This window comes from Streptomyces sp. ISL-96 (assembly GCF_018614035.1).
In the GTDB taxonomy this organism is placed as follows: domain Bacteria; phylum Actinomycetota; class Actinomycetes; order Streptomycetales; family Streptomycetaceae; genus Streptomyces.
The window spans coordinates 1-23,449 of the sequence record NZ_JAGGPA010000052.1 but is presented as its reverse complement, the minus strand read 5'-3'; the positions used below and the strand labels follow the sequence as shown (position 1 = coordinate 23,449).

Here is a 23,449-nt window from a genome sequence, read left to right as displayed (position 1 = left end):
GTCACAGCTCCTTTGCGGGCACGCGCAGCACGCGGGCGCGGAACTCGTTGTAGATGTCGGGGTGTTCGGTCTTGAGCCGGTCCATGTCCAGCTCCTCGACCATGTGCGTGAGCTCGGCGGCCAGCTCCGGGTGGGCCGCGCGGAACCGCTTCGCGGAGAACGTGCCGTTCTGCTTCCAGGACCAGGCCACGGCGTTGCCGCACTTCGCGATCTCGGCGGCCTCGTTGACCAGCCGCATCTCGTTCTCGACGGTGGTCAGCTTGTTGTTCAGGGTCTCGATCTGCTCTCGCAGTCGGGCCCGCTGGTTCCGCAGCGCACGGGCGCGGTCCAGGTCGACGTCCACGATGTCGTCGGCCTTCGCGGTCCACAGGCGGCCCAGCAGCTCCTTCGTGGCCTCCAGGCCGTCGGCCGGCGGGGGGAACCCCTCCACGACGTGCTTCTGGTACCAGGTGCCGCAGTGCTCGGTGAGGTAGCCGATCAGCTCCTCGTCGCGCTCCAGCCGGTGGTAGCGCAGCCGGTTACCGCCGATGAGGGCCGCGACCCACGCGTAGTCCCAGCCGCCCACGGCCATGTACCAATGGGCCTGGATCGCCGGGGAGTCGGGGACGCCCTCCTCCCAGTCGTCGGCCTGGTACTCCGACCTGTTCTTGCACTCGACCGGGGCCACCACGGCGCCGGTCTCGTCCAAGGCGTAGCGGTCGACGTTGGCGAGCATCCACGCGTGCTCGTTGTGGACGAGGGTGCCGGGCGGGGTGAGGATCGGGACGTTCGCCCGGCGGGAGAAGGACCGGGCGATGACGTCCTCCAGCTCCCGGCCGAACTCCATCGCCTCGTTGTCGGCCTCGGTGTCCCGGCCGTGCTTGGCCTCGAAGACGTGGCGCGGTCCCCTGTACTTGTCCAGGCCGAGGATCGCGGCGACGTCCGAGCCGCCGATCCCGGAGCGGCGTACCTCGTGCCACTGCTCCTCGGGGGCGTCGGCGGGGAGCAGCAGGCGGGCGGTCGGCGCGTCGGGCCGACCGGCGGCCGGGGCCGGAGCCCCGGTCCGCTCGGTGGTGGTGATGGTCACGCGTGGGTCCTCGTGCTCGTGCCGTCGGTGGAGTTGGGGAGCGCGCGCCGGTCGCGGTCGCGCAGGAAGGTCGCGGCCTGCTTGGCCGACATGTGGCCGCGGCTCGCCTTGATCTCGGCGCGGACGGCATCGGCGTCCTCGGCGTGCCCGTGCTGCTCCAGCAGGAGCGCGGCCTGTGCCGCGTGCATCCCGCGCCGCTCGGCGGCGGCCTGGACGATCAGGGCCACCGGCTCGGACAGCTCCTCGTCGTCCCGCGCCGGTTCGATCAGCGGCGGGGGCGGGGGCAGCTGCCGTTCCCGGGACTCCCGCAGCACGGCGGCGTAGGTGTCCAGGTGGCCGCAGGGGTTGTCCCACTTATCTACGGACAGCCACTCGCCGTCCTCGCAGAAGCGGTGCGGCCGGACGCGGTCCCAGCCACGGGGCCCGCCGCAGACGGGGCACAGGGTGGAGATCGTCACGGTGACGATGAACACCCCCACGTACGCCCGGCCGTCGCCCCGGTTACACACGCGGACCGTCATGCGGTCCGGCAGGGGCGGCACGGGCGGGTCGCCGGCGACGTACCGGATCCACAGGGCCTCGTCCTCGCCGGACCGGGCGGCGTACGCCTCGAACCCGCCGGGCAGATAGGCCGGGTACTTCTCGCTGCCCCGCGCGATGTGCTTGGCGACGCTCTTGGCGGTCATGCTGCTGGGGTAGAGGCCGGCGAGCATCCACGTACCGCGCTCGGCGCGGGCAGCGGCGGCCACGGCGGCGTGGTCGGTCGCGGCTCGGTGCGTTGATCCGCGCATTACTGGCCCTCCCTCGAACGCGGGATGGTGGACAGGGCAGCGCGGGCGGGGAGCTGGGACGGGTGGCGCAGCGCGGCGCAGTGCCGGCAGTCCTCCGCCGTGTGCTCCGGTTCCGGGGCGGCGGTGGAGGCGCGGTGAGCGATCACGGCGGCCACCAGCAGGACGAAGCAGGCGACCATGGCGGCCAGGAGGAGGGTGCTCACAGGGCACCCCCGGCCGGGGCCTCGGGGTAGCTCGACCACACGAGCACCGGCACGTCGCGCCAGGTGGTGGTGAGCTGGGCCAGGCCGAGCCGGTCACCGTCGCGGGTGAGGGTGGTGTGGGCGGCGGTGCCGCCGAGGATGCGCGCGCAGTCGTCCACGATCTGGCCGTCGCCCTCGGTGGCGTGCAGCTCGCCCTGGAGGACTCCGAGCGTATTGATCGTCCACGTCAATCCGTCGACGCTGGGGTGCTCCGTAAGGAGCTGACTCAGTGCGGTAGCGGCACTGGCCTGGGGATTAGAGTGTGCGGTCACGGTCCCTCGATTCACTGGGGTTGAGGTGACTGGGTTGGCGGGGCTGGTCGGACCCGGCACGGTCCGGTCGGCCCCGTCCGCCGCTCTCACGCGGCGCGAGAATCCCCGGACGGGGAATCAGAACTCGCCATATTCGGCGCGGAGTTGGGGGCATCACCCCCCTCGTCACCCTCACTGGCCACCACGCTGGGGGCACATACGCGCTTCGCCTCCAGGACGACCACGGGGCAGTTGAGCGCGGACGCGAACTTGAGCAGGTTCTCGGGGGTGGCGTTGCGCCGACCTGCCTCGATGTCGCCCATGAGCTGCTCGCTGATTCCGCACGCGAGAGCCAGGGCCCGCTTCGTGAGGCCCGCCTTTTCACGGGCGTACGTCACGGCCTCCGGCTCATGGTGGAAAGGGGCGCCCTTACGGCGCCGCTTGCGCGGGTCGTTCATGATCTAGACGCTAGCGCGTAGTAGCGCGTAGTGCAAGGAACTACGGAGGAAAGTGCGTAGGGCGCGTAGTTACGCGATGTGCGCGGTAGTGCGCGCTCCGCGCGGAATTACGCGCTCCTGGGGCACAAACGCGCCATGCACCTGGGGGGAAGTAGCGCACTAGCGCGTAGTCGTGCGAAGCTGCCCGCATGAATTCGAGTCCGCGACCTGCCCCACCGCTTGAGGCCGCGCTCATCGCAGAGGCGCTCAAGAGAACCCGCATGTCCGCTCGCAAGGCAGCCAGCCAAGCGGGCCTGAGCGATGCACGCTGGCGCCAGATCGTCAGCGGCTACCAGTCGGTCAGCGGCGCCTTCGTCCCCGTCCGAGCTCCGGCCGAGACGCTCGCCCGAATGGCCCAAGTCGTTGACGTGAGCGCCGAGGAGCTCGCCGAGGCTGGCCGCGAGGATGCCGCTCAAGAGCTCGCGAAAATGCGCAAGCCGTCGGCGGCGACGAGCAGTTACGCGAGCGACCCCACCATCGACGCCATCGCCACCCTCTTGGCCACCCTTCCGCCGGAGGCGCAGGACGAGGTACTGCGCCGCATCGGCCGCGGAGAGCCCCCCCGTTCGACCGACCGAACGAACGGTCAGGACCGTCACGCCAGTTGACAGATGTCACAGGATCGTTACGGTGAGTACACCTGTTGTTCCGCTTGGTGGAAATATGCCCGTGACAGGTACATGATGCTTCCCCTGGACAGGTAAGAACCTGAACTTAGGGGGCGCATGTGACAGATGTGTTGATAGCCGGAGTTCTCGGGGCTGCGGTCTTCGCGATCTACCTCCTTTACCGGTCCCACATGAAACACACCAAGCTCATCAACGAACTGCGTGCCGAACTCACCGCGCAGAAGATCGCCGCCCTGACACAGACTCACCTTGACCCCACGGTCGACGTGGACGGCGAGGGTCAGGAAGAGGGCTGCGTGCGCCGAAAGGGCCACCTCACCCTCCTCTGCGGAGGAGGGGTGACCTCCGCCCTCGCATCCATCGGCGACCGGTGCAACTCCGCCTGGAACGACCACCGACGTCTCACTGCAACAGCGGCAGCTACGACCGTTGCCGTAGCGGGTACCGCCGTAGCCGTCCTCGTAGTGGCCTCCGGAGACAGTTCAGGTGCGACCAGCGCCCAGAGGCCGCGCACGACCGCGACGGAAATCAGCCCCGGCGGGAGCAAGGAGCCGGGTAAGCGTGAAGGATCCGCAGTCATCGAGATTCAGACGAGCAACGCGGCTCGCCACACCGCGACCCACAACGAGGCCGGCGCTTTGCCCCTCCTCCAGGAGGAAAGGCGGGCGAATGACGGCACCAGGCGGGGCAGCGACAGCACGAGCGCGAGCACACCGGCGCCGAGCACGACGCCGGACCCGCGCGTGACGCCGGCGCCAGGCCGCACGCCGGCACCGGACCTTCCGGGCACCACAACCCCGACTCCATCCCAGCCCCCGATCACCGCCGCCCCCACCCCGAAACCCTCTCCCTCGCTACCGTCCACCGACGCCAAGCTCTGCGTCCTCGGTTCGCCTAAGCTCGGCCTCTGCCTCGCCGCCGGCTAACCGACCCCCGGGACGTGATGACCGTGGAAGCACACGCCCCACCCCCATTAGGGACAGCTCAGCTCGGCTGCCATAGATCAAACTGAGGGGCCCCGAACGCCGACCGGGGCCCCTCTTCCATCCCGGCCCCCAGGTGTCGCGACCACCCCAGCCTGCTCCGGCATACGCCAGCCGATGGGCCGAACATCCCCCATGCGTGGCGTACGGCGCAGGGGGCCACATGCTCCCGCGAGCCACCCGCTCCAGAAGCGTCCGCCCCGCTGAACCCCGGCCATGTGCGAACCCGCCGTTCGAAAAAGGGCCAGTGAACTCCCCTGACACTTCGGGCGAGCATTGGGCGAGCTAACGATCTTGGAGCAAACAGAAAGGCCCCCGCCGAAGCGGGGGCCTACCTGTACGCCCAGGTCAAACGGGTGAACCTGCGGCGTGTCCCGGTGGGGCGGGAGGGACTCGAACCCTCGGCCGACGGATTATGAGTCCGCTGCTCTAACCGGCTGAGCTACCGCCCCTTACGGCGCGTCGCGCACATTTGTGCGCGCCGTCTGCCGCAGCATAGCCGCTCATACGATCTCCTGCCTCGGGTGGGCTGCTACGCATGCCCATGAGGACTGCGCTGGCGCCTGCCCGGTTCCAGGAGACATGAAAAAGGACCCCTGAGGGGCCCTTTTTCTTGCCGCTCCCCCGACTGGACTCGAACCAGTAACCCTCCGGTTAACAGCCGAATGCTCTGCCAATTGAGCTACAGGGGATCGCGCTCCCCCGACTGGACTCGAACCAGTAACCTGCCGGTTAACAGCCGGCTGCTCTGCCAATTGAGCTACAGGGGATTGCTGCGTTGCACCGAACGTACCCACCGGATGGCGTCCCGGGGGGCGTGTGCTCGCTGCGACACATACATTAGCGCAAGCAGGGGGGTGCTCCGCCAATCGGTATCCCCCGGGGTGATCACGGGCGCCCACGGGTAGGCGGCCAGCAGAGCCCCGCGGTCCGAAAACTCCCCCGGGCCCCAGGGGACCACCGACGTAGGAGAAGGGTGACAGCCATGCGCTACAAGCTCACATTCATCGCCGGACTGGCCCTCGGGTACGTGCTCGGGACCCGAGCCGGGCGCGAGCGCTACGAGAAGCTGAAGAAGTCCGCACGCCAGGTCGCCCAGAACCCCGCCGTGCGCAACGCCGCCGAGTCAGCCGCCCACAACGGCCGCGACTTCGCGGGCAAGGCGCTCCATACGGTCAGCGACAAGGTCGGGGACCGGATGCCCAGCTCCGTCGCGGAACGCGTGCGGTCGCTGCGTGAGCGCGGGCAGAGCGGCGAGGACGACTGGGGTACGACCAATACCTGACCCCGGCGTCGGGCGCGGCACGGCCCCGGCCGCGCATGCGGCAGAATCTTGGGCATGGGGATAGTCGCCGGCTTGGACAGTTCGTCTGCTTCTACGCGCATCGTCGTGTGCGATGCGGATACGGGTGCCGTGCTGCGGCAGGGCTATGCCCCGCACCCCGTGGAGGCGAAATCCACCGAGGCCGATCCACAGGTGTGGCTCCTGTCGCTGGGCGAGGCCGCGGCCGGGGGGCTGCTGGAGGGCGTGCAGGCCATCGGCGTATCGGCGCAGCAGCACGGCATGATCCCGCTCGACGCGCACGGTTCGGTGGTACGTCCGGCCCTCCTCGGCAATGACAAGCGTGCCCAGGTCGCGGCCGCCGATCTGGTCGACGCGCTCGGCGGGCGCCAGGCCTGGGCCGAGGCCGTCGGGTCCGTGCCGACGGCTCCGCAGCCCGTCGCGAAGCTGCGCTGGCTGGCGCGCGACGAGCCGGAGTCCGCGCAGCGCACCGCCGCCGTGCTGCAGCCGCACGACTGGCTGGTGTGGCAGCTGCTCGGCCGGCCGGCCCGCAGGACCACCGACCGGGGCGCGGCCTCGGGGACTGGTTACTGGTCGGCGGTCACTGGGTCCTACCGACCGGATCTTGTCGAGCTGGCGCTGGGGCATCAGGCCGCGCTGCCCGAGGTGCTCGGTCCTTCCGACGCCGCGGGGACCACCCCTGAGGGGCTGCTGATCTCCGCTGGGACCGGCGAGACCATGGCTGCCGCTTTTGGGCTGGGGGTAGGGGTGGGGGACGCCGTGGTGTCGCTCGGCGCCTCCGGGTCCGTGATGGCCGTGCACCATGAGGGGCTGGCCGATTCGAGCGGGCTCATCACGTCCTTCGCCGACGCGACCGGGATGCATCTGCCGGTCGTGCACACGCTCAATGCCGTACGGGCGCTGCGCGGCACCGCCGATCTGCTGGGGACGGATCTTGAGGGGCTTTCGGATCTGGCGCTCAAGTCGTCGCCGGGCGCCTACGGGCTCGTACTGCTGCCGTATCTCGAAGGTGAGCGTACGCCGCAACTTCCGCACACCGCCGGGACCTTGAGCGGGCTGCGGCGCGAGTCGATGAAGCCCGAGCATCTGGCGCGCGCGGCCTTCGAGGGCATGCTGTGCTCGCTGGCCGATGCCATGGACGTGCTGCGGGCGCGGGGCGTGGAGGTGCGGCGCGTGTTCCTGCTGGGGGCGGCCGCCGAGCTGGCGGCCGTGCAGGCGGCGGCGCCCGCGATCTTCGGTACGCAGGTGGTCGTGCCGCAGCCCGCCGACTACGCGGCGCTGGGCGCGGCCCGGCAGGCCGCGTGGGCGCTCGGCGTCGCGCAGGGCACGCTGGCTCCGCACTCCCCGCCGGCCTGGCAGGGCGCGGCGGCGCAGGTGCTGGAGCCGGGTGAGGAACTGGCAGTGGGGCAGGCGGTGCGCCAGCAGTACGGCGCCACGCGGGACCAGATCCACCCGGGGGCGTTCGGCGGCGCCTGAGCGGGAGGCGGGTCGGCTGCCTGGTTAATTCCTTGGAATTACCGGCGCCCGGTGTCGGAGGATGGGGCGAACCCCGATCTTGCCGACACCGAGAGACTCCGCGTGCTCATACGACTCCTACGGGCCCGTCTCGGCCCGTACAAGAAACCCATAGCCCTGCTGGTGCTGCTGCAACTGCTGCAGACCTCCGCCAGCCTCTATCTGCCCACCCTCAACGCGGACATCATTGACAACGGTGTCGTAACCGGGGACACCCGCTACATCCTGGAGTTCGGCGGCATCATGATCGCCGTCAGCGTCGTCCAGGTGGTCTGCAACATCGGCGCCGTCTACTACGGCGCGCGGACCGCGTCGGCGCTCGGGCGGGATGTGCGGGCCGCCGTCTTCGAGCGGGTGCAGAGCTTCTCGGCGCGGGAGGTCGGGAAATTCGGGGCCCCGTCGCTGATCACGCGTACGACCAATGACGTCCAGCAGGTGCAGATGCTGGTGCTGATGGCGTTCACGCTGATGGTGTCGGCGCCGATCATGTGCGTGGGCGGCATCGTCATGGCGCTCGGGCAGGACGTGCCGCTGTCGGGTGTGCTGCTGGCGGTCGTTCCGGTGCTCGGGATCTCCGTGAGCCTGATCGTGCGGCGGATGCGGCCGCTGTTCCGCACGATGCAGGAGCGGCTTGACGTCGTCAATCGAGTGCTGCGCGAGCAGATCGCCGGCAACCGCGTGATCAGGGCGTTCGTACGGGACGAGTACGAGAAGGGCCGCTTCCGGGAGGCGAACACCGCGCTGACGGACGTCTCGCTGTCCTCGGGGCGGCTGATGGCGCTGATGTTCCCGATCGTGATGACGGTCGTGAACATCTCCAGCATCGCGGTGGTCTGGTTCGGCGCGCACCGGATCGAAAGTGGTGGGATGGAGATCGGTGCGCTTACCGCGTTCCTCGCGTATCTGATGCAGATCGTGATGGCCGTGATGATGGCCACCTTCATGTTCATGATGGTGCCGCGCGCCGAGGTGTGCGCCGAGCGCATCGAGGAAGTGCTGGACACGGCGTCGAGCGTCGTACCGCCGGCCAGTCCGGTACGGGAGCTGCGGCGGCACGGGCAACTGGAGCTGCGGGGCGCGGAGTTCCGTTATCCGGGCGCGGAGGAGCCGGTGATCAGGGATGTCGATCTGGTGGCACGTCCGGGTGAGACGACGGCGATCATCGGGTCGACGGGCAGTGGGAAGTCGACGCTGCTCGGGCTCGTACCGCGGCTGTTCGACGCGACGGGCGGGGAGGTGCTGGTGGACGGGGTCGACGTACGGACGCTCGATCCGGCGCTGATGGCGAAGACGGTCTCGCTGGTGCCGCAGAAGCCCTATCTGTTCTCCGGAACGGTCGCTACGAATCTGCGGTACGGGAAGCCGGACGCGACGGACGAGGAGCTGTGGCACGCCCTGGAGGTCGCGCAGGCGCGGGAGTTCGTGGAGCGGCTGGAGGGCGGGATCGACGCGCCGATCTCGCAGGGCGGTACGAACGTGTCGGGCGGCCAGCGGCAGCGGCTCGCGATCGCGCGCACGCTGGTGCAGCGGCCGGAGATTTATCTCTTTGACGATTCGTTCTCCGCGCTGGACTACGCGACCGACGCGGCGCTGCGGGCCGCGCTGGGGCGGGAGACGGCCGAGGCGACGGTGGTGATCGTCGCCCAGCGGGTGTCGACGATCCGCGACGCGGACCGGATCGTGGTCCTGGACGAGGGCCGGGTGGTCGGCACGGGCCGCCATCACGAGCTGATGGAAAGCAATGCGACGTACCGGGAGATCGTGCTCTCCCAGCTGACGGAGGCTGAGGCGGCATGAGCGGGCCCGGTGGACGGATGATGGCCGGCGCGGGCGGGCCGGCCGAGCGGTCGATGGACTTCAAGGGCTCGGGGAAGCGGCTGCTGCGGCAGTTCGCTCCGGAACGGGTCACGTTGTGGTGGATGCTCGCGGCGGGTGTGGTGAGCGTCGCGCTGTCGGTGATCGGGCCGAAGATCCTGGGCCGGGCGACCGACCTGGTCTTCGCGGGGGTCGTCGGCCGGCAGACAGAGGGCGGTGGCAGCAAGGCGCAGGTCGTCGAGGGGCTGCGGAAGGAGGGGGACGACGGGCTCGCGGACATGCTTTCCGGGGTGGGCTTCACTCCCGGGCGGGGCATCGACTTCGGGGCGGTCGGCGACGTACTGCTGATGGCGCTCGCGGTGTACGTGGGTGCGGGGCTGCTCATGCTGGTGTCGTCGCGGCTGTCGAACCGGGTCATCAACCGGACCGTCTTCCGGATGCGTGAGGACGTACAGGCGAAGCTGTCGCGGCTGCCGCTGAAGTACTTCGACCAGCAGAAGCGCGGCGAGGTGCTGAGCCGGGCGACGAACGACATCGACAACATCGGGCAGACGATGGCGCAGACGATGGGCCAGCTCATCAATTCCCTGCTGACCATCGTGGGTGTGCTGGCGATGATGTTCTGGATGTCGCCGCTGCTCGCACTGGTGGCGCTGGTGACCGTACCGCTGTCGGTGGTGGTCGCGGCGAAGGTCGGCAAGCGGTCGCAGCCGCAGTTCGTGCAGCAGTGGAAGACGACCGGCAAGCTGAACGCGCACATCGAGGAGATGTACACCGGTCATGCGCTGGTGAAGGTCTTCGGGCGGCACGAGCAGTCTGCGGAGGCTTTCCGCGAGCAGAACGACGCGCTGTACGAGGCGGGGTTCCGGGCACAGTTCAACAGCGGGATCATGCAGCCGCTGATGTTTTTCGTGAGCAATTTGAACTATGTGCTGGTGGCGGTGGTGGGCGGGCTGCGGGTCGCGTCGGGCACGCTGTCGATCGGTGATGTGCAGGCGTTCATCCAGTACTCGCGGCAGTTCTCGATGCCGCTGACGCAGGTCGCGTCGATGGCGAACCTCGTGCAGTCGGGCGTCGCGTCGGCCGAGCGGGTCTTCGAGCTGCTGGACGCGCAGGAACAGGAGCCGGACGCGGTGGGCGGCGCGGAGCTTTCGCCCTCGGATCCGCAGGGCAGGGTCGCACTGGAGAAGGTGTCTTTCCGGTACGAGCCGGACAAGCCGCTCATCGAGAATCTGTCGGTCGCGGTCGAGCCGGGACAGACGGTCGCGATAGTCGGGCCGACGGGTGCGGGCAAGACGACGCTGGTGAATCTGCTGATGCGGTTCTACGAGGTGACGGGCGGCCGGATCACTCTGGACGGTGTCGACATCGCGAAGATGAGGCGCGAGGAGCTGCGTTCGGGCATCGGGATGGTCCTTCAGGACGCGTGGCTGTTCGGCGGCACGATCGCCGACAACATCGCGTACGGGGCGTCGGCGACGCGGGACGTCACGCGCGGGGAGATCGAGGAGGCGGCGCGGGCCGCCCATGCGGACCGTTTCGTACGGACGCTGCCGGACGGGTACGACACGGTGATCGACGACGAGGGGGCGGGGGTCAGCGCGGGCGAGAAGCAGCTGATCACGATCGCGCGGGCGTTCCTGTCGGATCCGGTGATCCTGGTTCTGGACGAGGCGACGAGCTCGGTGGACACCCGGACGGAGGTGCTGATCCAGAAGGCGATGGCGCGGCTGGCCCATGGGCGTACGAGCTTCGTGATCGCGCACCGGTTGTCCACTATCCGGGACGCGGACGTGATCTTGGTGATGGAGAATGGGTCCATCGTCGAACAGGGGACGCATGACGAGCTGCTGGCGGCGGAGGGCGCGTACGCGCGTCTTTACGCGGCGCAGTTCGCTCAGGCGGTAGCGGAAGTTGACTGACTGACCATGCCGGGAGCACGGCGGGGAACGTCCCGGAGGAAGCCAAGAGCGGCGACCCGGGGAGCCTGACCGGCGCCTCGGACGGCGCCTCGGACGGCATCCGACCTGGTGGTGTGGTGGTCGGGCGCCGTCGTCGCGCTCCGGGGCCGGTCAGTCCAGGTAGCCGCGGAGTGTGGATGCATGAGCGCTGCGCTTAGTCTGCGGAAGCGCAGGTCAGTGACGAACGTCCGGTCTGAAATATCCTGGACTGACAACACGCTTCCGGCACCGAGCTGTCGCCTCAGCGGTCCCAAGGACGCTGAGGCGACAGCGGATTCTCGCGCGGTGGCCGACTGGCCTGCACAGCTCGCCAGAAGCGCCAGGCGATGAGCGACACGACCAACGTGATGGCGAGATCCACAGTGTCACCACGCCGCGCTACGGCGCTTACGCCGCCTATGGCGAGGGCGGTTAACGGCACGGCCAGGAAGATCAATGCGAACGACTTCACAGCGCACTCCAAGGGGCTCGCAGACGGTGGCTCTCAAGCTAGCCCCGCTGTACGGCCCTGGACGGAGCCGCGCACCTATGCGCCCCGTCGCGGGCCGCCCGCCCGACCGTCCAAGGAAGACGAATCACCTCGTATGTGATGCCACCCTCCGGGACGTGCCGGATGGTGTGCTCGACGAAGCGGAGCACTGCGCGAGGGCTCACCGCCATACGGGCCGGACCTGCATCACAGGACTCACTCAGCCCTTACGCCCTGGACAAGCAGCGTTCCCGTCCGCTTCCCTGCCGGGGGCGCGATCACTTCAGCTGTCACATCAGCGAATCCGGCCTGTCCGAGCATCTCCGCCCATGGGGCTGGCTCGTAGTCCCAGCGCTTCACATACAGGGGTTCCGCGCCCTTCTCCGGCGGCTGCATCTGCGACGCCTGGGGGCCGTAGCAGCCTACGAGAGCCGGAGGGTTGTGGGAGAACGCGTAAACGCCGCCCGGCGTCAGGCGCTCGTGTACAAGCGGCAACAAGTCGGCGGGGTCGGTAAACCAGGCGGCCCCGAACACGGAGTAGATGGCCGTGTAGTGGTAGTCGTAGTCGTCGGCGGCGAGAAATTCCTCAGCTGCCTCCTGCCTGACGTCGAGGTGCGGCCAACGTTCGCGCGTCTTGGCGATCTGTACCGGGGAGATGTCCACGCCGATCGCGTCGGCCCCGAGGGCAACGAGATGGGCTAGGTTCCCGCCGCTGCCACATCCAAGGTCGAGGACACGTGCTCCGACAATGTTCCCGAGGATCTTCTCGTCGGGACCGTGATCGGGCCACTGCGTCCAGTTGAACCAGGTAGACGCTCCGGCCGCGTTCCTCTCTTTGCGGCCCGCCTTGGACTCGCCCCACACATCCCACGCACTCGCGTCTTGCTCTCGCACCTGGCCTCTGTCCTCATTGGTCGTTACGTACGGGCAGGCCCGCCCACTCAGCCCGATGGGGCAAGGGGCGGGCCGCACTCGCTTTCCTGGCTACTGCTTCTTGCCGCCTACCGGGCTGTCGGTGCAGCCCTGGTGGCATTGCGAGCACTCGGCCGCTGCGGGCCACAGCTCCTCGTCCACGTCAAAGCCTGCCGCACCGATGGCCGTCAGGGTGCGGTTTCGGATCGCTTCGGGCCCGCCGGTCTCGGCCGCGTCGGGAACGCCCGGGTGGTGATGCAGGAAGCGGCCCGCGTGCTGTTGGCAGAACTCGTGGTACGCCTGGGTGCGCAGGAGGAAGGCGTGCCAGCCCCAGTCGACTTGCTCGGAAGGAGATAGCGGCGCGTCAGTCGTCGTTCCGGCGATCAGAAACGCGACGGTCTGACCGATGATCTGCTCGGCCCGAACCCGGCTCGTTCCCGGGTGCGCCCTGATCACGTCGGCGGTGAGGCCCTGCCAGACCTCCCGGGGCAGGAAGGCGCGGGGCTCGGTGCGGTGAATCGGGGGATGCTCAAGGGTGGTCGTCACCTGGTTGTCCCTTTCCGGTTGCAGCGGAGCGCTGCGAACGGCAGCGCGGGCATATACAGATCGGCATGACGTCCGTAATGGGAGGCGGGCCACCTTCCCCTACGTACAGGGTTCGGTGTGCGGTACGCGTCCCGTCGGCTCTCACCGTGTAGGCGTCAATGCGGATCGGCATGCCCTCATGGTCGGCGGCAGGGCCCGGTCATTGCGGCGGCACGGAGGGCGTCATTTGGGCGTCACTCGGAGGCGTCAATTCGGTGTCATCGCCCGCTGGTTGAGGCTACCGTCGAAGCCATGACGACAGCCGCGACAGCACCCAACGATGTCCTGCGGGCCGTACGGATCGGCCTGCGCATGTCCCAAGACGACTTAGCGAAGGCGCTGCGCCGGGCAGGCGAGCAACTGGGCGAACCTAACGACGCGTCAAAGCGTCTTGTGCAGCGCTGGGAGGCCGGCACCAGCCGTGCCCCGCGTCCGGTCTACGCCCGTGCGCTCCAACACGTCACCGGCCGCCCCGTCGAAGCTCTCGGCTTCACCGCGCCCCTACCCCAGGCGCGAGTCCACCCCGATCCGCAAGGAGGTCACGACATGGACCCCGGACCCGAAGGTGTCCAGGCCGCCACGACGGCCAAGCAGCCACCGCCGCCGGACACGAACTACTCGGGCATCTGGCTCTCCCGGTATGAGTTCTACTCGTCCTCGCGAGACGAAACCTACGACGGGCAGCACTACGTCGTGCTGCTCCAGCATGGCAACCGGCTGACCGGCCAGAGCCTCCCAGGCGGCTCCTCCAACCCGGACAGCCCGCTGACGCTGGACCTGACCGTGGACCGCAGTGTTGTCACCGGCTCATGGATTGAGCAGACAGCCTCCGACGGCTACTACAACGGAGCCCGCTACCACGGTGCGATCCAGATGCTGGTAGAGCCGACCGGCCGACGCATGGCAGGCAAGTGGGTGGGCTTCGGCAAGGACTTCGACGTCAACACCGGCCCGTGGGAGCTGCGGCTGATCGACACGTCCACCTCGAAGGCAACACTTCAGCAGTACAGTCGCCCGCCGGAGGGGTAAGGGCACAGGTCGCGTCGTCGTTGTGGCTGGACGACGCCGACAGCATCGCCACGCACCTACGGGCCTGTCTGGAAGACCCTCCGCGAGTCCAACGTCGACGACTAGGAGATGTTCACGAGGATGATGCGCCGGGGCTCTTCTTCGCCTTGCGCGATCTCCTCGGCCACTCGCCCGCTGGGTCTTGCCGGTGGCCAGCTCCTCAGAGATCAGCCGGGCCGCGTCCCAGCGCAGGTGCTCTGCGTCGGCCGCCATGATCTTCACGGATGTTCATGGATCGCTGTACTGCGTGGGTCTACAGGCTCGTCACTGCTGTCGGGCCGGTATTCCACTCGGCCATCACGCAACACCTGCCCGACACCGTGATCACCGAACACTGTGATCGAACCGACTCGCCATTCACGCATCACACATTGCGCGCTGACCACACTGGCCTGGAACTCTGCTGTCTCTGCTGTCTCTTCCGCCCGCATTCGGGCTCGGTAATTCCTGGGTTAGGAGCGCTGCGCTCAGCACCAGGCCGGACGGATTTGGGAAAAGTTGCAGGTCACGGCCTGGTGCGGGGCCTTGGCCTAATCGAGGTAGCCGCGGAGCTGGTCGGCGAAGGCGTGGTCGCGGAGCTTGTTGAGGGTCTTCGACTCGATCTGGCGTATGCGTTCGCGCGTCACGCCGAAGATGCGGCCGATCTCCTCCAGCGTGCGCGGCCTGCCGTCGGCCAGGCCGTACCGGAGCTGGACGACCTTGCGTTCGCGCTCGCCCAGCGTGGAGAGCACGGCCTCCAGGTGCTCGCGCAGGAGGAGGAACGCGGCCGATTCGACAGGGGACGCGGCGTCGCCGTCCTCGATGAGGTCGCCGAACGCCACGTCGTCCTCCTCGCCCACGGGCGACTGCAGCGACACCGGTTCCTGGGCGAGACGCAGGACTTCGCTGACGCGCTCCGGGGTGAGTTCGAGGTGCGTGGCGACCTCTTGGGGGGTCGGCTCGTAGCCGCGCTCCTGGAGCATCCTGCGCTGGACTCGTACGACGCGGTTGATCAGCTCTACGACGTGGACCGGGACGCGTATGGTGCGGGCCTGGTCGGCCAGCGCGCGGGACATGGCCTGACGGATCCACCAGGTCGCGTACGTAGAGAACTTGTAGCCGCGGGCGTAGTCGAACTTCTCCACGGCGCGGATGAGGCCGAGGTTGCCCTCCTGGACCAGGTCGAGCATGGTCAGGCCGCGGCCGACGTACCGCTTGGCGACGGACACGACGAGGCGCAGATTCGCCTCGATCAGGCGGCGTTTGGCCATCCGGCCCATCACGACGAGCTTGTCGAGGTCGACGGCGAGCTGGGAGTCCAGGTCCGGGTAGCTGCTGAGCCTCTCCTCGGCGAAGAGACCGGCTTCTACGCGGCGTGCCAGGTCCACCTCTTCGGCGGCGGTGAGGAGCGGGATGCGGCCGATTTCCCGGAGGTACTGGCGGAAGAGGTCGGAGGAGGGGCCGCCGGTGTCGGGGCGGGTGTTGTGGCGGCCCGTCGCCTCTGGTGAGTCGGGGGCGTCCGGGGGGTCCTCGAGGAGGACCTCGGGCTCGTTTCCGGGTTCCACCTCGGCCTCGGGCTCGGCCTCGAGTTCGGCCTCAGTCCCGGGACCGGGCTCGGTTTCGGGCTCGGGTTCGGGGTGGAGTTCGCCCCGGCTCTGCGAAGGGACCTTCGTGAGGACGTCGGTCAACGTCTGCGGCTGGGTCTGGGTCTGCACGGGGGCGACCTCCAGGGTGATCGCTGCCGGTTCGGGGGCGTGCGGCAGCGGGACGGGGGCGGCTACCGGGCCGCCGTCCGTCCCGTACACGATGTGTGGATCCGCGGGTGTGTGAGGCCCACTCGGCGTGGGCCGGCCGCGCTCCGAGGACTCAGGCACCGCCACCCAGTGTGGGGTACGACACATCGCTGCCACGAGGGGCGTGCGGTGACTTTTTGAGTCCGGGCCGTTACGGAGGTGGGCCTGCGGCGCTGTCCCCTACCCGCCCCTTCCCGAAACCGGGGCGCTGCCCCAGACCCCGGTCCTCAAACGCCGGACGGGCTGGATATGCCGGGGGTGGGTGGACTGCCGGGGCTCCGTCCCAGGCCCCGGGCGCCCTGCGGGCGTGTCCTCAAACGCCGGACGGGCTGGATATGCCCGGGGCGGGTGGGCTGCTGGGGCTCCGTCCCAGGCCCGGACGGACTGCGGGCGTGTCCTCAAGCCCCGGACGGCTGGATTCAGCCGCAGCGTCAGAGCGCCGACGCGCCGTGGCTGCGTAGGGACTGGGCGTACTGCTGGAGGACCCACAGTTCGTTCTGTACGGCGGCCAGTTGCTCCGGGTCGGCGTGCGGGCCGCCGAGGCGGGCCAGCGTGCCCTGGACGTCGAGGATCCGGCGGTCGACCGCCCGCAGCCGGACCCGGATCAGCTGCTCACCCGCGTAGAGCTCGTCCACCGTCTTGCGCATGATCGGCTCGACGGCGAGCTCCGTGACCAGCGCCCGCACCGTGTCGTTGGGAGCCGTCTCGCGGACCTGCGCCAGGTAGTCGGAGGCGTTCTGCGCACCCTGCTCCGCGCCGCCCGCCTCCTCGATGACCTGGCGTACGGCGGCGTACGGCGGGGCGGTGAACTCGTCGGCCCCGTACGCGTCGAACGCCGGTGAGACCAGCTCCGGGCGCTGGAGCGCGAGCTTCAGCAGCTCCCGTTCGGTGCGGTGCGCGGGGCTGCGCAGATTCAGCGCGGGGCCGCTCGGGGCGGCCGGTGCCGCGTCGTACGACGGAGTCGCCCGGCGGTCCTGCGGCGCGGCGGGGCCGCGTCCGCCCCGGTCGCGCGCCCAGCGGGCGAGCTGCGCGACGCGCTTGACGACGAACTGCGTGTCGAGGATGCCGAGGATGCCCGCGAGCTGCACCGCGGACTCGTGCTGGATCGCGATGTTCTTGATGTTGGCGACGATCGGCGCGGCCTCGTCGAGCGCGGCCGCCCGCCCGGCCGGAGTTTCCAGGTTGTGGCGGGAAACGACGTGGCGGATCGCGAACTCGAAGAGGGGCGTGCGCGTCTCGACCAGCGACGCCACCGCCGCGTCGCCCTTGGCGAGCCGCAGGTCGCAGGGGTCCATACCGCCCGGTGTGATGGCGATGGACGTCTCGGCGGCGAACTTCTGGTCGTCCTCGAACGCCCGCAGCGCCGCCTTCTGGCCTGCCGCGTCGCCGTCGAAGGTGAAGACGACCTCGGCCGAGGCGTGGTCCATGAGCAGCCGGCGCAGGATCTTGATGTGGTCGCCGCCGAACGACGTGCCGCAGGTGGCGATCGCGGTCGTGACACCGGCCAGGTGGCAGGCCATGACGTCGGTGTACCCCTCGACGACCACCGCCCTGCTGGTCTTGGCGATCTCCTTCTTGGCCAGGTCGATGCCGTACAGCACCTGGGACTTTTTGTAGATCGCCGTTTCGGGGGTGTTGAGGTACTTCGGACCGTTGTCGTCGTCGCGCAGCTTGCGCGCGCCGAAGCCGACGACCTCGCCCGTGATGTCGCGGATCGGCCACATCAGGCGGCCGCGGAAGCGGTCGATGGGGCCGCGGCGGCCCTCCTGGGAGAGGCCGGAGAGAGTGAGCTCCTTGTCGGAGAAGCCCTTGCCGCGCAGGTAGCGGGTGAGGTGGTCCCAGCCGGCCGGGCTGTAGCCGACGCCGAAGTGCTGCGCGGCGCTCTGCTCGAAGCCGCGCTCGGCCAGGAACTTGCGGCCGATCTCGGCCTCGGCGGAGTCGAGCTGCTCGACGTAGAACTGCGCGGCGGCCTTGTGCGCCTCGACCAGGCGGACGCGCTCGCCGCGCTGGTGCGTGGGGTTGTAGCCGCCTTCTTCGTAGCGAAGAGTGATGCCCGCCAGGGCGGCCAGGCGCTCGACCGTCTCGGAGAAGGAGAGATGGTCGATCTTCATCACGAAGGCGATCGTGTCGCCGCCTTCCTGGCAGCCGAAGCAGTGGAAAAGACCCTTGCTCGGGCTGACCTGGAAGGACGGGGACTTCTCGTCGTGGAAGGGGCACAGGCCCTTCAGATTGCCGCCGCCGGCGCTGCGGAGCTGGAGGTACTCGGAAACAACGGCGTCGATCGGGACCGCGTCCCGGACCGCCTTCACGTCGTCATCGTTGATCCTGCCTGCCACGCGTGAAGTGTACGGCGGTGCTCGGACACTCCCGTCAGCTGATCAACGTGGCAAGGTCCACTGAGGGGTCGGCCAGGGCGTCGGTGTCCACCGGCGCCCCGGAGCGGATCAGCGCCTGGATGGGCTCGGTGACATCCCACACATTTACGTTCATGCCTGCGAGCACCCGCTGGTCCTTCAGCCAGAAGGCGATGAACTCGCGCTTTCCCGCGACGTCACCCCGGATGACGACCTGGTCGTACGTCCCCGGAGGCGCCCACCCGGAGTACTCCAGCCCCAGGTCGTACTGGTCGGAGAAGAAGTACGGGATGCGGTCGTACGACACGTCCTGGCCCAGCATCGCCCGGGCGGCGGCCGGGCCGCTGTTCAGCGCGTTGGCCCAGTGCTCGACGCGCAGCCGGGAGCCGAGGAGGGGGTGCTGGGCGGCGGCGACGTCGCCGGCGGCGTAGATGTCGGGGTCGGAGGTGCGCAGCGTGGCGTCGACCGCGATGCCGCCGCCGTGGGCGCGGTCGACGAGGGTGAGGCCGGCGGCCTCGGCGAGGGCGACGCGCGGCGCGGCGCCGATCGCGGCGAGGACGTCGTGGGCCAGGTGCTCCACGCCGTCGTCGGTGCGGGCGGCGAGGACCATGCCGTCCTGGCCGATGATCTCGGTGAGGCGGGCGCCGAAGTGGAAGCGGACGCCGTGCTCGCTGTGCACGTCGGTGAAGAGCTGGCCGAGTTCGGGGCCGATGACCTGGTGAAGGGGGGTCGGTTCGGGCTCGACGACGGTGACCTCGGCGCCGTAACCGCGTGCGGCGGCCGCGACTTCCAGGCCGATCCAGCCGGCCCCGGCGATGACGATGTGCCCGTTGTCGCGGCCGAGGGAGGCCAGTACGCCGCGCAGCCGCTCGGAGTGGGAGAGGCGGCGCAGGTGGTGGACGCCGGCGAGACCGGTGCCGGGGATGTCGAGGCGGCGCGGCTCGGCGCCGGTGGCGAGCAGCAGCTTGTCGTAGCGGACGGCGGTGCCGTCGCCGAGCCCTACCGTCCTGGTCTCTCGGTCGAGGTACACGACCGCCTGGCCGAGGTGCAGCTCGATGTCGGCCTGGGCGTACCAGCCGGGTTCGTGGACGAAGACGCTGTCGCGTTCCTCCTTGCCGGCCAGGAAACCCTTGGAGAGGGGAGGGCGTTCGTAGGGATGGTCGCGTTCGTCCCCGATGAGGATCACCCGGCCGGTGAACCCCTCGCTGCGGAGGGTTTCGGCGGCCTTCGCCCCGGCCAGTCCCCCACCGACGATGACGAATGTCAGATCTGCATCGACCACTTGGTGCCTCCTCTGTGCCTGCCCACACGCTACGCCGCCGTATTCGAGCGTCCCCCACAGAGCGTGATGGGGGAAGAGGGGGTGTGCTGTGGGCGTGTCGCGGAGGTGGCTCGCACGTGATGGGCGAGGGGTGGGAGGGGTGGAAGTGGTGAGTGAGGGCATGGAAGAGGTGGCCGCGGACGTCTCCCCCGTTGACAGCCCGCAGCCACCACGCGACAAGGGTCACGCCGATATGGACGCCGTGCGTGGCTTTCGTGCACAACGCAAAGGGACCGTACGATTCCGGTGACCCGTGAGTACGCTCGTAGCAAGGGAGTTGGGGGGCGCATGTTACGCATCCACTTCACCACCGAGGATCTGAACCGGCTGCGGGTGGCCGCACAGCCGGACCCTCTGTGGGAGATCGTGAACAGCCTTCACCTGCTGCAGAACCGGCAGGGTGCGCTGGTCTTCGACCCCTGGCGGCGTGAGGTACGGGCGGCGATCGCCCGCGCCGGCCTCACCGGGACCGTGGCTTCGCTGCACCGGCTGTGCCCGTGTGCGGCGTACATCCCCGACTTCCTGACGCCGGGCCGGGGCATCCCGGATCTGGAGACCGGCGTGGATCAGGTGCTGTCCACGCCCGTGGCCAGGATGAGCGCGGAACTCGGGCGGCTTTTCGCGGACGGCCCTGTGCCGCCGGTCGCCCGGCGGCTGGCCGAGGGGGACGTGGAGACGCTGGAGCGGCTGGGCGACGCGCTCCGCCGTTACTACGCGGTGGCGGTGGAGCCGTACCTCGATGTGATCAGGGCGGCCGTCGACGCCGACCGTCCCGTGCGGGCGGAGGCGGCTCTGTCCCGGGGGCCCGAGGGGCTGCTGAGCAGCTACCAGGATTTCGCCTGGCGTGACGACGGTGTGCTGGAGACCGGCTATCCGGTGGACAGCGAACTGGAGCTGCGCGGGCGTTCGCTGACGATGATTCCGTCGTTCTTCTGCATCCGGCATCCCGTTTCGCTGGCCGACCCGGAGCTGCCCCCGGTGCTGGTCCATCCGGTGACGCCGGATCCCGGGTGGCTCGCCCTCTCCCGGCCGGACGGGGCGGGCGGCCCGGGTCCGAAGAGGGCCGGCCTTCCGGTGGCGCAGCTGATCGGCCACACCCGGGCGTACGTCCTGGAGGTCCTGGAGCGGCCGATGACCACGACGCAGCTCGGTGGCGTACTGCGGCTGACGCTGTCGACGGCGAGCCGGCACGCGACGGTCCTGCGGGAGGCGGGGCTGGTCGCCTCGGAGCGGCGCGGCAGCCACGTCCTGCACCGGCGGACGCCTCTCGGTGACGCGATCATGAACGGCGCGGCGTACGGGCCGTGAGGCGGGCGTGCAGGGAGCGGGCGGCGGCGTCCGTGAAGCACGCGATCTGGTCGACGATCACCCGCTTGCGGGCCCTGTCGTCGGGCGCGTCGGCGAAGAGGGCGCGGAACTGCGGGTCGAGGCCCTCGGGGGCGCGGGCGGTGAGTGCTTCGGCGAGCTCGGCGATGACGATGCGCTGGTCGGCGCGGAGCCGTTCCTGTTCGTCGCGCTGCATGACGTAACGGTCGGCGACGGCCTTGAGGACGGCGCACTCGTGGCGCACCTCGCGCGGGACGACCAGCTCGGCGGCGTACCTCGTGAGCCTTCCCGCTCCGTACGCCTGACGGGTGGCGCCCTCGGCGGACAGGCAGAAGCGGCCGATGAGCTGGCTGGTCGCGTCCTTGAGCCGGGCCTGCGCGACGGCCGATCCGTCGTAGCCGTGCGGCCACCACTCCTCGTCGAGGAGGCGGTCGAGGGCGGCCGCCAGCTCCTCGGGACTGGTGGTCTCCGGTACGTATCTGCCGATCGCGACCGCGAAGATCTCCTGGCGCTCGGGCTCGGCGAACAGGAGGTTGGGGTCGAGGTGACCGGCGTGCAGGCCGTCCTCGAAGTCGTGCACCGAGTACGCCACGTCGTCGGACCAGTCCATGACCTGGGCCTCGAAGCACTGGCGGTGGGCGGGCGCGTCCTGGCGGACCCAGTCGAAGACCGGCAGGTCGTCTTCGTAGACGCCGAATTTCACCGAGCCGGGGTCGGTGGGGTGGGCGCCGCGCGGCCAGGGGTATTTCGTGGCGGCGTCGAGGGCGGCGCGGGTGAGGTTGAGGCCGACGCTGACCATCTCGCCGCTCTCGGCGGACCGTACGAAACGCTTGGGCTCCAGGCGCGTCAGGAGCCGGAGCGACTGGGCGTTGCCCTCGAAGCCGCCGCAGTCCTTGGCGAAGTCGTTGAGTGCCTGCTCGCCGTTGTGCCCGAAGGGCGGGTGGCCCATGTCGTGGGAGAGGCAGGCGGCCTCGACGAGGTCCGGGTCGCAGCCGAGGGCGGCGCCCAGCTCACGGCCGACCTGGGCGCATTCGAGGGAGTGCGTGAGGCGGGTACGGGGGCTGGCGTCCCAGACCTGGCTGCTGGAGCCGGGCGTGACGACCTGCGTCTTTCCGGCGAGGCGGCGCAGCGAGGCGGAGTGCAGCACGCGCGCGCGGTCGCGCTGGAAGGCGGTCCTGCCGGGCCGTTTGTCGGGCTCGGTGGCCCAGCGCTCGGTGGCGGCTGCGTCGTAGAGGCCGACGTCGAGCTGGGCGTCGTGGGACTGGGCCGGGTAGGACTGGGCGTCGTGGGACTGGGCTTGGTGCGCTGTGCCTTCCATGCACCGACAGTAAACGCAGCCGGTGACAGTCGGGGATCAGGCGGAGGCCAGCTGGCGCCGGGGCGCCGGGGCACGGGTGGCGACAGCCTGGTCGTAACGGAGCAGGAGGAGCCGCGCCAGGGCGGGGTGCGTGCCGAGCGGCGCGGCCGCGATCCAGGGCGCGGCGGCGGCGCTCTGCGCGGCGAAGCGGCCCGGCGCGGTGAAGTACGAGGCGACGGCGGCGCGGTGGCGGCCGCGTGCGGCGAGGGCGCGCAGGGCTTCGGGGACGGTGGGCGAGGCGGCGGACGCGTAGGCGGGGATGACGGGGACTCCGCCGAGGCGTTCGCCGAGCAGGGCGGCGGTGCGGCGGGTGTCGGCGGCGGATTGCGGGTCGCGCGAGCCGGCGGCGGCGAGGACGACGCCGCTTCCGCGGTGGGTGGCGTCGGAGGTCCGCCAGCCGGCCTCGGTGAGGCGGGCGTACAGGGCCTCGACGAGGAGGGGGTGCGGGCCGAGCGGGGCGGCTATTCGGGTGCGCAGGTGGGGGGCGGTGGCGGCGGCCTGCGGCAGGTCGTACTTGACGTGGTAACCACGGCCGAGCAGCAGCGGTACGAGCACGGCCTGGCCCGGGTCCAGGTCCGCGAGCGTACCGGTCAGCAGCGGCTCGTTCAGCTCGATGTGCCCGAGCCGTACGTCGAGCCCCGGCCGCAGCTCGCGGACGCGCTCCAGCAGCGCGGTGACGGTGCGCAGCGCGTTGGGGTCGCGGCTGCCGTGGGCGACGGCGACGAGGGTGGGCGGGGACGTCGGCCGGAGCGGGGACGAGGGCGGGGGCGGTGTCATCGGACGGCGGTTCCGTTCAGGGAGACGTGCCTCAGCTGCGTGCCGAGCTGGGTGGTGATGCGGGTGAGCAGTTGCGCCGTGCTGTCGAGAGGAAGTGACTCGCGGTGTGCTGCCGACTCCGTCATGGACCGATACTGCCGGGCGCAGGTTGCCGCCTCGTTGCGCGGGCGTGACGGGTGTTTTCGACGGCCTCACCGGGCGGGCGGGGGCGGTGTGCAGGCGGTGAAGAGGAAAACGAAACACCTGGAGCAAGTGGAATTACTTTTCCATTGACCGGAATTGCACCTTGCTTTCGGGTTCGGCGCGCGGGATACAAGCACCATGACTGAGTCTGCGCGGCCCAGCCGCCGAAACGTCCTCGCCGGTCTGGGGAGCGTCCCTCTGATGCTGGGAGCCGCGCCCTCCGCCCCCAGGGCGCAGCCGGCCGAGAGACCTAGACCCGTACTTCGCGGGCA

General features: G+C 69.8%; 19 protein-coding genes, 3 tRNA genes and 1 pseudogene. 8 read left to right on the top strand and 15 right to left on the bottom strand.

The features are described 5' to 3' along the window. Window position 1: 1 nt before the first annotated feature. From J7E96_RS28205 to J7E96_RS28185, 5 genes are all read right to left on the bottom strand, one after another. A complete protein-coding gene (locus tag J7E96_RS28205; protein ID WP_308296174.1) occupies window positions 2-1,066 on the bottom strand; it encodes a lambda-exonuclease family protein in 1,065 nt (354 codons plus the stop codon). Beyond that, complete coding sequence (locus J7E96_RS28200) at window positions 1,063-1,857, bottom strand: hypothetical protein (protein WP_215135180.1); 795 nt, start codon at window positions 1,855-1,857, stop codon at window positions 1,063-1,065. The genes J7E96_RS28205 and J7E96_RS28200 overlap by 4 nt, the downstream gene beginning before the upstream one ends. Further along, on the bottom strand, window positions 1,857-2,060 hold the full coding sequence (locus J7E96_RS28195; protein WP_215135178.1) for a hypothetical protein: 204 nt from the start codon (window positions 2,058-2,060) through the stop codon (window positions 1,857-1,859). The genes J7E96_RS28200 and J7E96_RS28195 overlap by 1 nt, the downstream gene beginning before the upstream one ends. Further along, on the bottom strand, window positions 2,057-2,290 hold the full coding sequence (locus tag J7E96_RS28190) for a hypothetical protein (protein WP_215135176.1): 234 nt from the start codon (window positions 2,288-2,290) through the stop codon (window positions 2,057-2,059). Before J7E96_RS28190 ends, J7E96_RS28195 begins: the two co-directional genes overlap by 4 nt. Before the next feature lie 167 nt (window positions 2,291-2,457). After that, a complete protein-coding gene (locus J7E96_RS28185) occupies window positions 2,458-2,808 on the bottom strand; it encodes a helix-turn-helix transcriptional regulator (RefSeq protein WP_215135174.1) in 351 nt (116 codons plus the stop codon). A 260-nt stretch (window positions 2,809-3,068) separates the two neighbouring features. Between J7E96_RS28185 and J7E96_RS28180 the strand changes: the two genes are divergently transcribed. Both J7E96_RS28180 and J7E96_RS28175 read left to right on the top strand, forming a co-directional pair. After that, the gene (locus tag J7E96_RS28180; protein ID WP_215135172.1) at window positions 3,069-3,455 is read left to right on the top strand and encodes a hypothetical protein; all 387 of its coding nucleotides are present in this window, start codon (window positions 3,069-3,071) and stop codon (window positions 3,453-3,455) included. A gap of 119 nt (window positions 3,456-3,574) precedes the next feature. Then, window positions 3,575-4,402: a hypothetical protein gene (locus tag J7E96_RS28175; RefSeq protein WP_215135170.1), complete on the top strand. Its 828-nt coding sequence runs from the start codon at window positions 3,575-3,577 to the stop codon at window positions 4,400-4,402. A gap of 435 nt (window positions 4,403-4,837) precedes the next feature. Here J7E96_RS28175 and J7E96_RS28170 read toward each other — a convergent pair. From J7E96_RS28170 to J7E96_RS28160, 3 genes are all read right to left on the bottom strand, one after another. Beyond that, window positions 4,838-4,911, bottom strand: a tRNA-Ile gene (locus J7E96_RS28170). 167 nt (window positions 4,912-5,078) lie between these two features. Beyond that, a tRNA-Asn gene (locus tag J7E96_RS28165) sits at window positions 5,079-5,151 on the bottom strand. Window positions 5,152-5,156: 5 nt separating this feature from the next. Continuing rightward, a tRNA-Asn gene (locus J7E96_RS28160) sits at window positions 5,157-5,229 on the bottom strand. 215 nt (window positions 5,230-5,444) lie between these two features. On the opposite strand from J7E96_RS28160, the gene J7E96_RS28155 reads away from it, so the two are divergent. The 4 genes from J7E96_RS28155 (at window position 5,445) to J7E96_RS28140 (ending at window position 11,014) form a co-directional block, all read left to right on the top strand. After that, entirely contained in the window at window positions 5,445-5,744 is a 300-nt protein-coding gene (locus J7E96_RS28155; RefSeq protein WP_215135168.1) for a YtxH domain-containing protein, read from the top strand. A gap of 54 nt (window positions 5,745-5,798) precedes the next feature. Next, a complete protein-coding gene (locus J7E96_RS28150) occupies window positions 5,799-7,238 on the top strand; it encodes an FGGY family carbohydrate kinase (RefSeq protein ID WP_215135166.1) in 1,440 nt (479 codons plus the stop codon). Window positions 7,239-7,340: 102 nt separating this feature from the next. Further along, the gene (locus J7E96_RS28145; protein WP_215135164.1) at window positions 7,341-9,074 is read left to right on the top strand and encodes an ABC transporter ATP-binding protein; all 1,734 of its coding nucleotides are present in this window, start codon (window positions 7,341-7,343) and stop codon (window positions 9,072-9,074) included. After that, complete coding sequence (locus J7E96_RS28140; RefSeq protein WP_215135162.1) at window positions 9,071-11,014, top strand: ABC transporter ATP-binding protein; 1,944 nt, start codon at window positions 9,071-9,073, stop codon at window positions 11,012-11,014. The genes J7E96_RS28145 and J7E96_RS28140 overlap by 4 nt, the downstream gene beginning before the upstream one ends. Before the next feature lie 724 nt (window positions 11,015-11,738). Here the strand turns inward: J7E96_RS28140 and J7E96_RS28135 are convergent. Continuing rightward, a complete protein-coding gene (locus J7E96_RS28135) occupies window positions 11,739-12,416 on the bottom strand; it encodes a trans-aconitate 2-methyltransferase (protein WP_215135160.1) in 678 nt (225 codons plus the stop codon). A 90-nt stretch (window positions 12,417-12,506) separates the two neighbouring features. Beyond that, complete coding sequence (locus J7E96_RS28130) at window positions 12,507-12,980, bottom strand: hypothetical protein (RefSeq protein ID WP_215135158.1); 474 nt, start codon at window positions 12,978-12,980, stop codon at window positions 12,507-12,509. A 291-nt stretch (window positions 12,981-13,271) separates the two neighbouring features. On the opposite strand from J7E96_RS28130, the gene J7E96_RS28125 reads away from it, so the two are divergent. Continuing rightward, the gene (locus J7E96_RS28125) at window positions 13,272-14,048 is read left to right on the top strand and encodes a DNA-binding transcriptional regulator (RefSeq protein ID WP_215135155.1); all 777 of its coding nucleotides are present in this window, start codon (window positions 13,272-13,274) and stop codon (window positions 14,046-14,048) included. Between the two features lie 569 nt (window positions 14,049-14,617). Here J7E96_RS28125 and J7E96_RS28120 read toward each other — a convergent pair. From J7E96_RS28120 to J7E96_RS28110, 3 genes are all read right to left on the bottom strand, one after another. Next, entirely contained in the window at window positions 14,618-15,940 is a 1,323-nt protein-coding gene (locus J7E96_RS28120) for an RNA polymerase sigma factor (protein WP_215135153.1), read from the bottom strand. Window positions 15,941-16,290: 350 nt separating this feature from the next. Next, a complete protein-coding gene (dnaG, locus tag J7E96_RS28115; RefSeq protein WP_215135151.1) occupies window positions 16,291-18,195 on the bottom strand; it encodes a DNA primase in 1,905 nt (634 codons plus the stop codon). 34 nt (window positions 18,196-18,229) lie between these two features. Beyond that, entirely contained in the window at window positions 18,230-19,495 is a 1,266-nt protein-coding gene (locus tag J7E96_RS28110) for an FAD-dependent oxidoreductase (RefSeq protein WP_215135149.1), read from the bottom strand. Window positions 19,496-19,822: 327 nt separating this feature from the next. Here J7E96_RS28110 and J7E96_RS28105 point away from each other — a divergent pair, with 327 nt between their 5' ends. After that, on the top strand, window positions 19,823-20,842 hold the full coding sequence (locus J7E96_RS28105) for a winged helix-turn-helix domain-containing protein (RefSeq protein ID WP_215135147.1): 1,020 nt from the start codon (window positions 19,823-19,825) through the stop codon (window positions 20,840-20,842). Here the strand turns inward: J7E96_RS28105 and J7E96_RS28100 are convergent. Beyond that, window positions 20,814-22,178: a deoxyguanosinetriphosphate triphosphohydrolase gene (locus J7E96_RS28100; RefSeq protein WP_215135145.1), complete on the bottom strand. Its 1,365-nt coding sequence runs from the start codon at window positions 22,176-22,178 to the stop codon at window positions 20,814-20,816. The genes J7E96_RS28105 and J7E96_RS28100 overlap by 29 nt on opposite strands. A gap of 36 nt (window positions 22,179-22,214) precedes the next feature. Further along, a pseudogene (locus J7E96_RS28095) lies at window positions 22,215-23,119 on the bottom strand (sirohydrochlorin chelatase). Window positions 23,120-23,449 lie beyond the last annotated feature (330 nt).